Origin of the sequence: Chitinophaga sp., assembly GCF_035538455.1 — a bacterium.
In the GTDB taxonomy this organism is placed as follows: Bacteria; Bacteroidota; Bacteroidia; order Chitinophagales; family Chitinophagaceae; genus Chitinophaga.
This window is the reverse complement of record NZ_DATLKJ010000221.1, coordinates 1-14,920: the sequence shown is the minus strand read 5'-3', so window position 1 is coordinate 14,920 and position 14,920 is coordinate 1. Positions and strand designations below refer to the sequence as shown.

General features: G+C 48.1%; 13 protein-coding genes. 7 read left to right on the top strand and 6 right to left on the bottom strand.

The annotated features are described in order from the left end of the window. The first annotated feature begins 19 nt into the window (after window positions 1-19). The 4 genes from VM802_RS26210 (at window position 20) to VM802_RS26195 (ending at window position 4,638) form a co-directional block, all read left to right on the top strand. Window positions 20-1,213 (top strand): quaternary amine ABC transporter ATP-binding protein, encoded by a 1,194-nt coding sequence (locus VM802_RS26210; protein WP_325536299.1) that lies wholly within the window; start codon window positions 20-22, stop codon window positions 1,211-1,213. Window positions 1,214-1,231: 18 nt separating this feature from the next. After that, window positions 1,232-2,062 (top strand): ABC transporter permease, encoded by an 831-nt coding sequence (locus VM802_RS26205; protein ID WP_325536297.1) that lies wholly within the window; start codon window positions 1,232-1,234, stop codon window positions 2,060-2,062. Window positions 2,063-2,072: 10 nt separating this feature from the next. Then, a complete protein-coding gene (locus VM802_RS26200) occupies window positions 2,073-2,927 on the top strand; it encodes a glycine betaine ABC transporter substrate-binding protein (protein WP_325536295.1) in 855 nt (284 codons plus the stop codon). Window positions 2,928-3,051: 124 nt separating this feature from the next. Then, on the top strand, window positions 3,052-4,638 hold the full coding sequence (locus VM802_RS26195; protein ID WP_325536293.1) for an amidase: 1,587 nt from the start codon (window positions 3,052-3,054) through the stop codon (window positions 4,636-4,638). A 14-nt stretch (window positions 4,639-4,652) separates the two neighbouring features. On the opposite strand, the gene VM802_RS26190 is transcribed toward VM802_RS26195, so the two are convergent. Both VM802_RS26190 and VM802_RS26185 read right to left on the bottom strand, forming a co-directional pair. Continuing rightward, a complete protein-coding gene (locus VM802_RS26190; protein ID WP_325536291.1) occupies window positions 4,653-5,387 on the bottom strand; it encodes a carboxypeptidase-like regulatory domain-containing protein in 735 nt (244 codons plus the stop codon). Window positions 5,388-5,437: 50 nt separating this feature from the next. Continuing rightward, window positions 5,438-7,780, bottom strand: a complete 2,343-nt coding sequence (locus VM802_RS26185; protein WP_325536289.1) for a right-handed parallel beta-helix repeat-containing protein — start codon at window positions 7,778-7,780, stop codon at window positions 5,438-5,440. 192 nt (window positions 7,781-7,972) lie between these two features. On the opposite strand from VM802_RS26185, the gene clpB reads away from it, so the two are divergent. Then, entirely contained in the window at window positions 7,973-10,573 is a 2,601-nt protein-coding gene (gene clpB / locus VM802_RS26180; protein ID WP_325536287.1) for an ATP-dependent chaperone ClpB, read from the top strand. Window positions 10,574-10,669: 96 nt separating this feature from the next. Further along, the gene (locus tag VM802_RS26175; protein ID WP_325536285.1) at window positions 10,670-11,149 is read left to right on the top strand and encodes a nucleoside deaminase; all 480 of its coding nucleotides are present in this window, start codon (window positions 10,670-10,672) and stop codon (window positions 11,147-11,149) included. A 101-nt stretch (window positions 11,150-11,250) separates the two neighbouring features. On the opposite strand, the gene VM802_RS26170 is transcribed toward VM802_RS26175, so the two are convergent. From VM802_RS26170 to VM802_RS26155, 4 genes are all read right to left on the bottom strand, one after another. Then, window positions 11,251-11,607 carry an anti-sigma factor family protein gene (locus tag VM802_RS26170; RefSeq protein ID WP_325536283.1) on the bottom strand — a complete coding sequence of 119 codons (357 nt, stop codon included), beginning with the start codon at window positions 11,605-11,607 and terminating at the stop codon, window positions 11,251-11,253. A gap of 15 nt (window positions 11,608-11,622) precedes the next feature. Further along, entirely contained in the window at window positions 11,623-12,201 is a 579-nt protein-coding gene (locus VM802_RS26165) for an RNA polymerase sigma factor (RefSeq protein WP_325536281.1), read from the bottom strand. A gap of 186 nt (window positions 12,202-12,387) precedes the next feature. Further along, window positions 12,388-13,485, bottom strand: a complete 1,098-nt coding sequence (locus tag VM802_RS26160; RefSeq protein WP_325536279.1) for a tetratricopeptide repeat protein — start codon at window positions 13,483-13,485, stop codon at window positions 12,388-12,390. After that, the gene (locus tag VM802_RS26155; RefSeq protein WP_325536277.1) at window positions 13,478-14,050 is read right to left on the bottom strand and encodes an RNA polymerase sigma factor; all 573 of its coding nucleotides are present in this window, start codon (window positions 14,048-14,050) and stop codon (window positions 13,478-13,480) included. The genes VM802_RS26160 and VM802_RS26155 overlap by 8 nt, the downstream gene beginning before the upstream one ends. A gap of 91 nt (window positions 14,051-14,141) precedes the next feature. Between VM802_RS26155 and VM802_RS26150 the strand changes: the two genes are divergently transcribed. Further along, a partial coding sequence (locus VM802_RS26150) for a C40 family peptidase (protein ID WP_325536275.1) occupies window positions 14,142-14,920 on the top strand: 779 nt, incomplete at its 3' end.

Genomic DNA, 14,920 nt, shown 5'->3' with positions numbered 1-14,920 from the left:
CTTAAAACATATTCAATCTATGGCAAAACTGAAAATTGAAGATCTTACCCTCATCTTCGGCCGCGAGCAGCATACCGCATTGCAGCTATTGAAGCAGGGAAAAGGCAAAGCAGAAATTCTGAGCGCGACCGGCTGTACAGTAGCGGTAAAGGAAGCGTCGTTTGAAATAGAGAAAGGGGAGTTTTTTGTGATCATGGGACTGTCAGGTAGTGGAAAGTCAAGCTTGTTGCGGTGCCTGAACCGCTTGATAGAACCTACCGCGGGTAATGTGATCCTGAACGGTACCAACATCACCGCATTGAAGGAACACGAATTGCAGCAGGTGCGCCGCAAGGAAATAACAATGGTCTTTCAGAAATTCGCGCTGTTGCCGCATCGCAGCGTGCTGGAAAATGTTGCCTTCGGTCTTGAGCTACAGGGCATACCTGCGGAAGAACGACTGGCCAAAGCCAATACCGTAATTGATCTCGTCGGTCTGAAAGGTTACGGGCATATGCTGCCGTCAGAATTATCAGGCGGTATGCAACAGCGCGTTGGGCTGGCACGGGCCCTGGCCAATGATCCGGAAGTATTGCTGATGGATGAGGCTTTCTCTGCCCTCGATCCATTGATCCGTACACAGATGCAGGATGAGCTGCTCGATCTCCAGGAGAAGATGCATAAAACAATCGTGTTCATCACGCATGATCTCGACGAAGCTATCCGTCTCGGCGACCGCATTGCCATCATGAAAGACGGAGAAGTTATACAGGTAGGCACCCCGGAAGAGATCCTCACGTCACCGGCTAATGATTACGTGACCTCCTTTGTGGAGAAAGTAGATCGTAAATCTATTATCACAGCTTCTTCACTGATGGATACCAAGCCAACCATGGCAGTGTTCCGTAAAGATGGTCCGGAGGGCAGCCTGCGTAAGATGCGCGCCACCGGCCTGAATATCCTGCCCGCTGTTACGGTAGACAAGCATTTCCTGGGATTTGTGTATCTCCATGAAGTGCTGGAAGTAAAAAAACGGGGCGATAAGACTATTGAGGCAGCCATCCACCGGGATGTATCCGTAGCATATCCTGAGACAACTGTTGAACAGATGCTGCCTTTCATTGCAGAAACGGATAAGCCTGTGGCAGTGGTTAACCCCGAAAATAACAAGCTGTTGGGACTCATTTCACAGACAGCCCTGATAATTGAAACTACCGGTAATCAGCCGGCTTAATACAAATCAAAAGAGAGTATGATCAGAATAGGAAAATATATTGAACAATTCATTAACTGGCTGACGCATAATTTTGGTCCGTTTTTCAAAATGATAAAGACCGGAGTAGAAGCAATGGCCGATGGCGTGCAATGGGTCTTTACCTTCATGCCCTTCTACGTGGTGATTGCGTTGTTGGGCTGGCTCGCCTGGAAACGTGCAGGGTGGGGTATTGGTGTAGTAACGGTATTGGGTTTGTTGTTGATTTACGCAATGGGATACTGGGCGCCCACCATGGAAACATTGTCACTGATCCTGGTATCAGCTTTCATCGCCCTGCTCATAGGTGTTCCGCTGGGTATCTGGGCGGCAAGAAATAAAACAGCCGGTAGCATCATGCGCCCGCTGCTGGATTTTATGCAGACCATGCCGGCTTTCGTATACCTGATACCAGCCGTGTTATTTTTTGGACTGGGAAAAGTGCCTGGTGTGTTTGCTACCATTATCTTTGCGATGCCTCCTGCGGTGAGACTTACAACACTGGGTATCAGCCAGGTGCCGCAGGATATTGTCGAAGCAACCCGTTCTTTTGGCGCCACCACAAAGCAATTACTGTTTAAAGTGGAACTGCCCCTGGCTTTGCCCACCATACTGGCCGGCGTGAACCAGACTATTATGATGTCGCTCTCAATGGTTGTGGTATCCGCCATGATTGCAGCAGGCGGTCTGGGCGAGATTGTGTTGAAAGGTATCACACAGCTGAAAATAGGTATTGGTTTTGAAGGTGGTATCGCCGTAGTGATACTTGCTATTATACTGGATCGCATTACACAATCATTCGGAAAAAAGAAACAACGTGCAAAATCTTAAAACCTGGAATATGAGAAAGAGCTTTATCCTTACCCTGGTGGCTGCCGTAGCAGCGCTGGGCTTCACCGCCTGTAACCAGGACAAGCCAAGGCAGACAAAGAAGATTACCATTGGTTACGTTAACTGGGCAGAAGGTATCGCGATGACACAGCTTGCAAAGAACCTGCTGGAAAAGAAAGGATACACGGTAGTGCTGAAGAACGCAGACGTGGCGCCAATCTTCGCAGCTGTTGCCGGCGGCGATGCCGATGTATTTATGGACGTGTGGATGCCTGTTACACATAAATCCTATATGGAGACATTCGGAGACAGACTTACGCTGCTTAATACCAACTTTGATGCTGCCAGAATTGGACTGGTTGTACCTGATTATGTCAATATCAAAACTATAGATGAGCTGAATGCCGCCAAAGCTAAGTTCGGCGGTAATATTGTTGGGATTGATGCGGGTGCAGGTATCATGTCGAAAGCAGAAGATGCTGTCAGGGAATACAACCTCGACTACCAGCTGCAATCTTCCAGCGAAGCAGCCATGCTCGCTACCCTGAAGAAAAACATCGACGAAAAAATGCCGGTAGTGGTAACAGGATGGGCGCCCCACTTTATGTTCTCCCGTTATAAACTGCGCTTCCTGGAAGATCCCAAAAAAGTATTCGGTGAAACAGAAAAGATACAGACAGTAGCCAACAATGAATTTAGTGTGCGCGATACCGTAGCTGTGAACTTCTTCCGCAAATTTAAACTGAATGACGAACAGCTGGGAGCCCTCATGGGAGCCATCGCTGATGCAGACGGCAGAGAGAATGAAGCAGTAGAAACCTGGATCAGAGAAAATGAAACCCTGGTTCAATCATTCGGACTGTAATGTTCCTGAAAGAAAAGATATAGAGATGCTGACCATACCGGTCAGCATTTTTTATTTATAAATGCTATACAGAAATAAAATCTGCAGCATTTATTGTAAATTCCTTCCTCTAATCTAAACCCTTATGGACAGAAGAAATTTTCTGCACACAGGTTCACTGACGGGCCTCGGCCTTCTTGCAGCATCATTGCCAGGTATGAGTATCTCAGGATCGGCAGACCCGCTGGAAGAAGCTACCATAGCGCAACTACAGGAGCAGATGCGTAGCGGTAAAACCACCGCCGTAGCTCTTACACGTGCCTATATCAACCGTATCCGTACAATTGACCAGCAGGGGCCCACATTGAAATCAGTAATAGAACTAAACCCTGATGCATTGTCCATTGCAGCGTCACTCGACAATGAAAGAAAACAGGGAAAGATAAGGGGACCATTGCATGGTATTCCGATACTGGTAAAAGACAACATCAACACAGGAGATAAGATGATGACCACGGCAGGTTCATTGGCGCTTGAAGGAAACAAGGCTGCCACCGATGCATTCATCATCCGCCAGCTACGCAACGCAGGAGCAGTACTACTTGGAAAAACCAACCTCAGCGAGTGGGCTAACCTGCGGTCAAACCGATCAACCAGCGGATGGAGCAGCCGCGGCGGGCAAACCAGAAGCCCGTATATCCTCGACAGAAATCCTTCCGGTTCCAGCTCCGGCTCAGCGGTAGCCGCCGCCGCCAACCTGTGTGCAGTGAGCATTGGTACAGAAACCGACGGCTCCATTGTTTCACCGGCTTCTGTAAACGGCGTGGTCGGAATCAAACCTACAGTAGGCCTGTGGAGCCGCTCCGGTATCATCCCGATTTCCGCTACACAGGATACCGCTGGTCCCATCGCCCGTACTGTTACGGATGCCGCTATACTGCTGGGCGCCCTCACCGGTGTGGATGCTGCTGATGCTGTCACTAAAGAAAGTGAGGGAAAGTCGCACCGGGATTACACTTCCTTCCTGGATAAAAATGCCCTGAAAGGTAAACGTATAGGCATTGAAAAATCCCACTTCCACGTGCACGAAGATCTTGCGCAGGCGTTTCGTACAGCCATTGATGTATTGAAGGCCCAGGGCGCCGTTATCGTAGAAGTAGACCTGATGAAGGCGATGGAGCCAACCGGCGGAAATGCTGAATTCGAGGTGCTGTTATATGAATTCAAGGACGGCGTGAACCGCTATCTCGCCGGCACAAATGGAAAAAACCGTTCCCTGAATGATGTGATCGCCTTTAACAAGGCACATGCATCTGCCACTATGCCCTTTTTTAAACAGGAAACACTGATAGAAAGCAACAGCAGGGGGGATCTGAACAGCCAGGATTATAAGGATGCCTTGAAGAAAACACTTAGCTCCCGGCAGATCATCACAGACATGATGGCACAGCACCAGCTGGATGCCCTGGCTGGTATTACCAATAGCCTCGCCGGTTGTATCGATCTGGTGAATGGTGATTATTATAATCAGCCTTCTATGTCCACACCCGCAGCTATTGCAGGCTTTCCACATATTACGGTGCCAATGTGCTCTATACATGGACTTCCGGCCGGATTATCATTCTTTAGTACGGCATATAAAGAAGGGCCACTTATCGGGTTAGCCTATGCCTTTGAACAGGCAACACATAAGCGGCAGGCGCCCGCATTCAGGAAAGATCTGTTGGGGTAAGAAGCTATTATATTTTATTTCGTTGCTGTGGTATCTGCGCCGCTGGCATATCTCGCATAGCGGTGCTTGATATACTCATACAAGTCATACGTGGTAGCGTTTCTAACGAATTCGTAAGTAGGCTCATAACGTAACATAAACTGCGAAAGGCTGTCGCCTTCAAGACCAGTAAGCTGATTCACCACTTCAGGTGTGAAGATGCGTTCTATGTAATTTTCTTTCTCCTTACTCAGCAGGATTTTTTTGAAATGGTCCTTTTTGCGGTTACTGTTAAAAGACAGCGCCCTGTACAGGGCATTGATGTTTACGGCAAAGCCAAGTCCTATCATGGGTACCACTTCATTCCAGCGTGGCCGCCTGAAGTCAAATGACTTGCGGAATTCTTCCCGGAACCGTGCAGAGTCCTTGAGATAGCCATAATGCAGAACGGTTACCGGATTCAGCTCCAGCGGCTGCGGCTTCAGGAATAGGCGGACATCGGTTTTTTCCTTTTTGGTAAGATATAACAGGGGAGTATACCCTAAAATTTTCAGGAGGATCGTATCGCCTCTTTGCGCGGCTATACTGAAATTACCATGTTCATCACCCACCACCGAACGGCCGGTTTGCTTATTGAGGATACTCACTCCCGCTACAGGAAGGCTATCCTCCGTGGAAGCTACTGTGCCGGATAGTGTGCTTTGGGCCATTATCCGGCCGCTGGCAAGCAGCAACAGTATAACCGGAATTATGCAGTATAGTTTGGGCAAAGCCTGAAGAATTTAATGATCACGGGAAATTACAAATAATCCCAGTCCGCTTATCTCCGCTCATCATCTGCATCATACCAATCACAATAATCATAGTTCTGGTGGCGGAAAATGGTGACCTTTACCTTCTTCGTTTTGTTCTTCTCGAAAGCTTTGATCATCTCGTTTACATTGCGTATCGCTTCATCGCCTACTTTCAGCACCACATCTCCGGTTTTTATACAGTTTTTAAATCCGGCAGGTACCTCAACAAAGTAGGCGCCGTTGTTGTCCGGAAGCCCGGTAGCGGAACGTTCTCCAAGGGTTTCAATATTCTTCACCCTGGCGCCTTTCCAGGTAATGATGAGGCCTTGTTGCTGCTGTTGTTGTTGTAATACAGGCAGGGGAGGCCGTGCAGCCACCCGTTTTAGCCCGGGAGATACAACGCCAAAGGAGTCCATAGCGAAGTTGCGGAAGCCTGTCTTCAACGCAGGTGAGCCTGGTTTTACCCGATAGTCTCCGGTTGACGGATGGATGAATTGGGGATCACCGTATAAGGAATGCGCGTCGGTAGAAGCAGGCAGGCTGTTTTTATCCGGAAAGAAGTTATAGTCGATCTCATCGCCCCAATATCTGATACCTATTGGTTTATAGCCAGCGGTCACGATGTTGTAACGGAAAGTATCATGACTGTTGGCGAACCATACATGCGGATGAAAGGAATTGTTAAGGATGATATTATTCTCTGCTGTTCTGTAGAAACCTTCGCGGAGTTTGAGTCCGCCGTTGAGACAGACGTTGTTGTAGATATGATAGTTGGAGGAGCCGTCGTCCAGGTCTATGTCCCAGCCGTGATCGCAGCGGAACCGGTTGTTGCGCAGTACAATCGTTTTGATGACATCCAGCTTCACCAGCCAGGGGTAAAGCTGCACAAGGCTATCCATTTTCTCGCGGTCAGGGTGCCAGTAGCGGTCACGCCCCCAGGAGTTAAAGGCGCCGTGGTCGCCGGTTTCCAGGACCGTATTGAACACGTCGTTGTATTCGATGACATGGCCGCCCCAGGTACCTTCGCTGATGTTGATGCCTGCCCGCGGAACATTGTATATGGTGTTATGTGATACGGTAATATCCATTGCCATAGAGATCTGCACGCCTGCGCTCTGTTTTTCAATACGCCCGGTGTGGTGTATCAGGTTATCACTGGCTGTACAGGAGTCGGGGTAATCGGGCGTTTTAGGGCCGCTAACGGTGTCAATGGCCGTAAATTCCTGCGACTTATTATACTCAAAAAGAGGAGAGCGCACAGCAGCCGGGTTGCCAACAAAACAGATACCGCTGCCGCCTGCATCATGGATGTTACATCCGCTGATCATTGCGCCTCTGTTATAATTGCTGACGAATACGGCATTGCCGCCGTTGTGGTCGAAATCGCATTGCAGGATGCTGCAGTTGCGTGTGCCGTCCAGCATCACGGCGCCGCCGCGGTAGATGGTCCAGTCGCTGCGAAGCAGTGGTTCGCGTGTATCCATAAACGTTGGCGCCGTATGCGCAATGCGGAAGCCTTCTATTTTCACATTTTTCACCGGCGCCTGGCTGCTGCCTTTCAGCGTTATCACCTGCGGTAGCCTGGAAACCACTATGGTGGCCTTGTTCAGATCCGTGCCCGGAAGTGGTTTATAGTACAATGTTTGGGTAGCTTTATTGTAATACCATTCTCTTGGACCGTCCAGCTCTTCAAGGATATTCTCCACAAACCTGTGCTGGGCGTGCATTCCCATCTGCCGGTTGTTCTGGTAGCCGCCTTCCAGCTGTAGTGTACCGTCGTTGTTCACACCCGTGATACGGTAATGGTAACCACCCCACTCAGCCTTGTGCAGTGCATGTACGTAGCCGCCTTCGGGGTGCTTCCAGGTCTTTACCCTTGCAGGACTGAGCGCATCTGCAGCGCTGCCGTTATAGTGTTTCGCGCTGCTGTCGTAGTTAGGATACCGTGCCCTGATCTGTTGTTCATCATTTACATACAACAGGTCAAAATCAAATGGTATTGCAATCTGTGCACTGTATATCCCGTCTTTCCAGGGCTTCCACTTCAGCTGAAGTGGTTTACCACCGCTCAGCGTGACTTTATCGCCGGCGGATGCCTTGCACAAAATAATATGCCCGTTACCGGTGGTCATGGCGGGAGTGATCAGGAGTGTAGTGTCCAGGTAGTAGGTCCCGGTGGTAAACTTCACTATAATATCCTCTTCCGGGTGAAGGGTCCGGTAGCGGAGAATAGCGGTCGGCAATGTTCCAACAACACCGGTTCCTGGACGGACAGTTATTTCATGCCCCGCTGTTTTACGCTGGGCAAATAGTATATGCGTTGATGTTAGGAACAATACATACAAAAAAAAGTGGTTCACTGCTTTCATATGAACACTAATTTAATACAGCATTAAGACTCAGTTTAATGAAAAATTAGCAGTTACTAAGCTAATTTTCTGCTAAAAATGCAGGAAATACAATCCTTATACGTCAAAATTTCAGGTGCCAGAACATTGGATCAGGGTTTGTTGTTACTCATACGCGTTTGAAAACGCAAAAAAGAGAAAAATTATAGGCATATGAATCTCAACAATTTCACTATAAAATCACAGGAAACATTACAACAGGCACAACAGCTGGCTTTCAATAACCAGAACCAGGCCATAGAAACAGGACATATCCTGAAGGCCTTACTGGACGACAATGACAGTCCGGTTGAATACCTGCTGAAGAAGAATGCGGTAAACACCAGTTTTTTAAACAGCAAGCTGGATGAACAGCTGCAGAAATACCCCCGCATTGCGGGCGGCGAAGCCGGTCAGGTACTGAGCCGCGACGCCAACAATGTTATGCTCCGCGCAGGCAATGGGATCAAAGAATTCAAAGATGAATTTGTAAGCGTGGAACACCTCCTGCTGGCCCTGTTGGCCGGCAGCGACGATACAGCAAAATTACTGAAAGACGCAGGCCTCACGGAGAAAGGCCTGAAGGCAGCTATCAAGGAACTACGAAAAGGTGATACTGTTAATTCGCAGTCAGGCGGCGCCCAGTACAATACCTTGCAGAAGTATGCAAAGAACCTGAATGAACTGGCCCGTGAAGGCAAGCTCGATCCGGTGATCGGCCGTGATGAAGAGATCCGCAGAACGCTGCATATCCTCTCACGCAGATCCAAGAACAACCCTATCCTGGTAGGTGAGCCCGGTGTTGGTAAAACCGCCATTGTAGAAGGGTTAGCGCACCGTATCCTCAACGGAGACGTGCCTGAGAACCTGCGATCCAAAACCATCTATGGGCTTGATATGGGCGCACTGATGGCCGGCGCGAAGTACCGCGGTGAGTTTGAAGAAAGACTTAAAGCCGTGGTGAAAGAAGTAACAGACAGCGATGGAGAGATCATTCTGTTCATCGACGAAATACATACCCTGATCGGGGCTGGTGCTATGGAAGGCGCTATGGACGCGGCCAACATCCTTAAGCCCGCTCTGGCCCGCGGTGAGCTCCGTGCAATCGGCGCTACCACACTCAATGAATACCAGAAGTATTTTGAGAAAGACAAAGCGCTGGAACGCCGTTTCCAGAAAGTGCTGGTAGATGAGCCGTCCGTGGAAGACGCCATCTCTATCCTGCGCGGACTGAAAGAAAGATACGAAAGCCATCACCATGTACTGATAAAAGACGACGCTATCATCGCGGCCGTGGAGTTGTCGCACCGCTATATCACCGATCGTTTCCTGCCCGATAAGGCCATTGACCTGATCGATGAAAGTGCTGCAAAACTCCGCCTGGAAATGAACTCCATGCCCGAAGAACTGGATGAACTGGAAAGAAGAATACGTCAGCTGGAGATCGAAAGAGAAGCAATTAAGAGAGAGAATGACGCAGAGAAACTGCGTGAGCTGGGTGAAGAGATAGCAAGACTGGGTGAAGAGAGAAATACCTTCAAAGCCAAATGGCAGGCAGAGAAAGAAGTGGTGGACAAAATACAGAATGCCAAATCAGCCATCGAGAATCTGAAACTTGAGGCAGAACAGGCAGAGCGTAACGGCGACTTCGGACGTGTAGCTGAAATCCGCTACGGTAAAATAAAAGAGCAGGAGAAACTGGTACAGGATCAGACCGACGAACTGAATAAAATATCCGAGCATAACAAACGCCTTCTTAAAGAGGAAGTAGATGCAGAAGACATCGCGGAGAATGTTGCTAAAGCGACAGGTATCCCGGTGGCCAGGATGATGCAGAGCGAGAAAGACAAACTGTTGCACCTGGAAGATGAACTGCACCAGCGTGTTGTAGGCCAGGAAGAAGCCATCATCGCCGTATCTGATGCAATCCGCCGGAGTCGCGCAGGATTGCAGGACCCGAAACGGCCAATTGGTTCATTTATCTTCCTCGGTACTACCGGTGTCGGTAAAACAGAGCTGGCAAAAGCGCTCGCAGAATATCTGTTTGACGATGAATCAATGATGACCCGTATAGACATGAGCGAGTACCAGGAGAAACATGCCGTAAGCCGCCTGGTAGGTGCGCCTCCGGGATATGTGGGATACGATGAAGGTGGTCAGCTGACAGAGGCCGTACGCCGCAAGCCCTACTCAGTAGTGCTGCTTGATGAGATTGAAAAAGCGCACCCCGATACATTCAACATCCTGCTGCAGGTACTCGATGACGGCCGTCTTACAGACAACAAAGGCCGTGTGGTGAATTTCAAAAACACCATCATCATCATGACCAGCAACATGGGTAGCAATATCATTCAGGAGAATTTCGAAAATATCAACGATAGCAACCGGGAAGAGATAGTAGACCGTACCAAGGAAGAAGTGATGACACTGCTGCGTCAGACGATCCGTCCTGAGTTTCTGAACAGGGTAGATGAAGTGATTATGTTCCAGCCGCTGATGAGAGACGAGATTAAGGGAATTATTAACATTCAATTACAACAATTGAAAGAGCTGGTAGCTAAAAGTGGCATGATATTGGAATTTTCTGATTATGCACTTGAATACCTCTCCGTACAGGGCTATGATCCTCAGTTTGGTGCAAGACCGCTGAAAAGGCTTATCCAGAAAGAGATCATTAACCTGCTGAGTAAAAAGATTCTCGCAGGAGATATTGATAAATCCAAACCCGTACTGGTTGATGTGTTTGACGGTGTTGTAGTAATAAGAAACAAGTAACTCTAAATACGACGATACATAAGTTTAACGATAAACCCCGCGATTCTTCGCGGGGTTTTTTTTGTTACATTTGAATGAATCAAAATAACTAACGAAATGATAGGGGAAAGAGAAAAACGGTTTATGCAGCATGCGATAGCGCTTTCGCGGAGAGGAATGGAAAGCGGGGAAGGCGGGCCTTTCGGCTCTGTGGTGGTGAGGGGAAACGAGATCATCGGTGAAGGCTGGAACCAGGTGTTATGCAACAATGATCCTACAGCACATGCGGAAGTAATGGCCATAAGGAATGCGTGCCAGAAGCTGGGTACATTCCAGTTATCAGACTGCGAAATATTTACATCCTGTGAGCCTTGCCCGATGTGCCTTGGCGCTATTTACTGGTCGCGCCCGATGCGTGTATATTACGCTAATACAAAAGAGGATGCTGCCGCTATTGAATTTGATGATTCATTTATTTACCGGGAGATAAACGTACCGCACAGCGAAAAGAAAATTCCACTGATTGCAATGCCTGATCCTGAGGCAGGAGAGGTGTTCCGGCAGTGGAAGGAAAAGAATGATAAAACACTGTATTGAGGTATTTTTCTATTTTGTTATTTTTTATTTCAAACAGCAAATGTCCATCTCCGCTGCGTTTATAAATCACAAAATACCTGAATCACAAAATACCTAAATCTTTACCGGTGTTGAATAGCAAAATGATAACCCCAGAAAAGAGCCAGCAGCAGAAATATGATACAGACGATGATCAATGTAAGGTATAGATAGATCTCAGGTTTTCTTCTGGTATGTGAGCGCTTACGTAATTTCTTCAGGAGTTCCCATTTCATTTCGCTGAGCCATCCGGGAATTTTCTGCTTATCCTTAATGGCTGCAAGTCCTTCCAGCGCTTCACTGCACAGCTCACAATCAGCCAGGTGCATTTCCACTTCGTGTTGCTCCTCAGGAGTCAGCCTTCCCTGTACATAGTCCAGGAGCTGTTGCTGCGAAGGGCAACCGGTAGTTACAAATATATCGTTGAAATGCTCGTTCATATCCAATGGTGCAAATTAACTTCTTTTTGCGCGTTGTTGTTTTTCCAGTATCAACTTCAGGTTTCGTTTTCCGTTTTGTATATAGCTCTTCACCTGTAACAGGGAGAATCCGGTTTTATCAGCGATCTGGTGGTAAGATTGTTTTTGCAGGTAGAATAGTTCCACACAGGTTCGCTGTTCGCCGTTCAGCTGTGAAAGCGCGTGTTCCATATTCTCCAGCAGGATATCTTTTTCCTGGTGGGCTTTGGTATCCGTCTGTTCGGCCGCCATATCCATACTTCTGTCGGTGATTTCCTCTTTGTATTTCAGATGGTGTTGGCGCAGCTGCATCAGGCAATGGTTTTTGGTAACCTGGTAGATCCAGGCACGGAAAAACTGTATCTCATGTTTATGCAGATCTGATAATACTTTCAGGAAGATCTGCTGCACGGCGTCGCGTGCATCTTCCTCGTTCTTCAGGTATTTCATGCACATACCCAGCATCAGCAGGGCATACCGGTCAAACAGCACACCTATCCACTCACTGTCCTTGTCAGCTTTATACCGTTGCAGTAATTCCTGGTCTGTTAGTTTTTGTATGTCCGGATTATTCACAGGCTAAAATGGAATGCTGCATGTTAGATGCATGCGCTCACAAAACTCCATAAAAATTTAGGGATTTAGATATTTTTTTATTTTGGTATTTATAAATGCAGCGGAGATCCTGTGTGGGCAACTGTAACCGATCTTCGCTGCATTTATAAATACCAAAATAAAAAAATATCTAAATCCCTAAATAATTTACATGCTGTCTAATGCTTGCTGGGCTGCATTTTTCATGGAACCTTCCATACGGATCACTTCCCTGAACATGCGGCGTGCTTTGCCCATCTGGCCTTTGCTGCGATAGCATATCGCGAGCTGATAGCGTGCCATCTCAGCATATTTACCGGAGCTGATGGAGGTAATCCTTTTATAGCGGTCTATGGCTTCATTGAGGTTGCCCTGCTGCTGATAAACCATAGCGGCTTTGTATAGGTATTCATCGCTGTTGACAGGCTCTGTACCGGGATCTTTTTTAGGTTCGGCTGGTGGGTCCTTCACTTCAGGTTTAGGGTCCTGTTTGGGTTCAGGTTTCTTTTCTTCTTTCTTTTCAGCTTCTTTTTTCTCCGTTGCTTTCCTCACAGAATCCTGTTGCCTTTGCAGATTCGCCCTGCGGATACTGTCTGTAGTTGCTCTGCGTTGCTGGGCTTTCAGTGCTGCTGCCTTGGCTTTGGCGATGGAGTCAGCAGTATTACGGACAACCGGTGCAACGGGAGTAGCAGGCACTTTGGCAGCGTCTGCAGGTTTGGTGGTATTCGCAGTTACCCCGGTGTGAGTATTACGCGGTGATGTAGTCTGATTGTCCGGCACAGGTGTTACAATGGGTTGCTGCGCTGTAGCAAGCGTATCGGTACTGTCCTGTTTCTGTCGCGCAGCCGCCGCCATGATCCTGGGAGCCGGCTGATTGCGCATATGACCGCGCAGTACGTATATACTGCTCACGCCGAGCACGGCAAAAGCCAGCAGCCAGAAGTATACCAGCAGACTCTCCTTTTTCCGTTCCTTACGGGTATACTGTGCTATCTTCTGCACTTGTGATACAGGCTCTATGCTCTGATGTATATAGCGTTGCAGTTGTCCGGTCAGTTCCTGGTATTTGTCGGCATTATTGTCCTGTTCCAAGGCCTGCAAGGCTTCGAAGCACAGATCACAATCCGCCAGATGTTGCTCTACAAGGTGTTTCTCCACCTCTGTCAGCCTTCCGTCCAGATAACGGGGCAACTGGTCCTTGTTGAGGCATCGGATACCGGAAAAGACTTTCAGTAGTTTCTCATTATTCTGTTTGCTGTTAAACATATCCCTGATTCATATATAGCTTGGCAAGTTTCCCCTTGGCGGTTTTCAGCTGGCTCCTCAGTTTATCGCGAGATATTCCTTTTGCGGCTGAAAGGTCAGCAAATGATTTATTCTCTATATAAAAGGCAGTGAGCAGCTCTCTGTCTTCAGCGCTCATTCGCTGAAGCGCCTGTTCCAGCCTGACTGCAAGGTCCTGCTGGTCGATAATATTAGTAGAGGCTTTTTCCACTTTGTTTTCAATATGAAGAAGATCTCTGCCATCGCGCGACGGATAGAATGGGGTGTTTCTCTCCGGCTTGCCCAAATATCCTTTTTGTGTGTGCAGTATCCATTCGTTGGCTTTGTAAATGGTCTGCGTTTTAAGGCTGGCGCTTAGTCGCTGCAATAAGGCGGGGAATATCATACCAGGGTCAAGAGAGGGGTTATTCTTCAGGTAAGGAAGTGTGACGGCAACCATCAAATGGCTGTATCTGTCCATCAACACGCCTTCAGCCTCCCGGTCTTTTTGTTTTCTGGCCCGGGATATGAGTTCCTTATCTGATAAATTGGTTAACTGTTGGTGCATAAACTTATTACTCTATATTTACGTATGAAAGCCGAAAAAGTTCACTCGTACAACGGATAATTGAATAATAAAACGGATTTATACAATTAATATGCCATATGCTATTACAATTGTGCCAGTTGCGCCAATACGTGCTGAGGCCGCACATAGAAGCGAAATGATCTCCCAGTTACTGTGGGGCGAATGTGTGGAAATCACTGACACCGCGTCGGGGGGCTGGGTACAGATAAAGAATCAATATGACGGATATGCCGGCTGGGTTTCCCTCTCACATCTGGAGGAAATTAACGGGGAACTGTACAACGCACCTGCAAACTGGTATATGCCAGGTTGGGTAAACCACGTGATGATGAATGGTCAGAAGATGATGGTACCTTTTACCTGCCTGTTGAAGAATAACAACGATCTTTCAACACAATGGGGAGACGTAAGAGTGGTGCTGGAAGACAAGCCGCAGCCGTGGCAACCAGACAAACCGGTAGATGCCTCCCGTCTCAAAGCCGCCGCCTTTACTTATCTCAATACCGCTTATCTGTGGGGTGGCAGAAGTGTGTTCGGGGTTGACTGTTCGGGTTTTACCCAGAATGTGTTCAAAGTTATGGGTATCCGGCTGCAGCGTGATGCTTATCAGCAGGCAACGCAGGGGGCAGGTGTCGACTTTCTGCTGGAAGCGAGGATCGGGGACCTTGCATTTTTTGATAATGAGGAGGGGCGGATTACGCATGTGGGCATATTGCTCAACGATCATGAGATCATACATTCATCCGGGAAGGTAAGGGTTGATCCGATAGATAATCAGGGAATCATCAATGCGGACACCGGGGAGAGAACGCATAAGCTGAGAATCATCAAAAGGTATTTTGGTATTTA

Bases quoted from the DNA above. Each gene is read 5' to 3' on its own strand.
- VM802_RS26205 (WP_325536297.1), top strand. From the start codon at position 1,232: ATGATCAGAATAGGAAAATATATTGAACAATTCATTAACTGGCTGACG.
- VM802_RS26155 (WP_325536277.1), bottom strand. From the start codon at position 14,050: ATGCACCAACAGTTAACCAATTTATCAGATAAGGAACTCATATCCCGG.
- clpB (WP_325536287.1), top strand. From the start codon at position 7,973: ATGAATCTCAACAATTTCACTATAAAATCACAGGAAACATTACAACAG.
- VM802_RS26200 (WP_325536295.1), top strand. From the start codon at position 2,073: ATGAGAAAGAGCTTTATCCTTACCCTGGTGGCTGCCGTAGCAGCGCTG.
- VM802_RS26185 (WP_325536289.1), bottom strand. From the start codon at position 7,780: ATGAAAGCAGTGAACCACTTTTTTTTGTATGTATTGTTCCTAACATCA.
- VM802_RS26195 (WP_325536293.1), top strand. From the start codon at position 3,052: ATGGACAGAAGAAATTTTCTGCACACAGGTTCACTGACGGGCCTCGGC.
- VM802_RS26210 (WP_325536299.1), top strand. From the start codon at position 20: ATGGCAAAACTGAAAATTGAAGATCTTACCCTCATCTTCGGCCGCGAG.
- VM802_RS26160 (WP_325536279.1), bottom strand. From the start codon at position 13,485: ATGTTTAACAGCAAACAGAATAATGAGAAACTACTGAAAGTCTTTTCC.
- VM802_RS26175 (WP_325536285.1), top strand. From the start codon at position 10,670: ATGATAGGGGAAAGAGAAAAACGGTTTATGCAGCATGCGATAGCGCTT.
- VM802_RS26170 (WP_325536283.1), bottom strand. From the start codon at position 11,607: ATGAACGAGCATTTCAACGATATATTTGTAACTACCGGTTGCCCTTCG.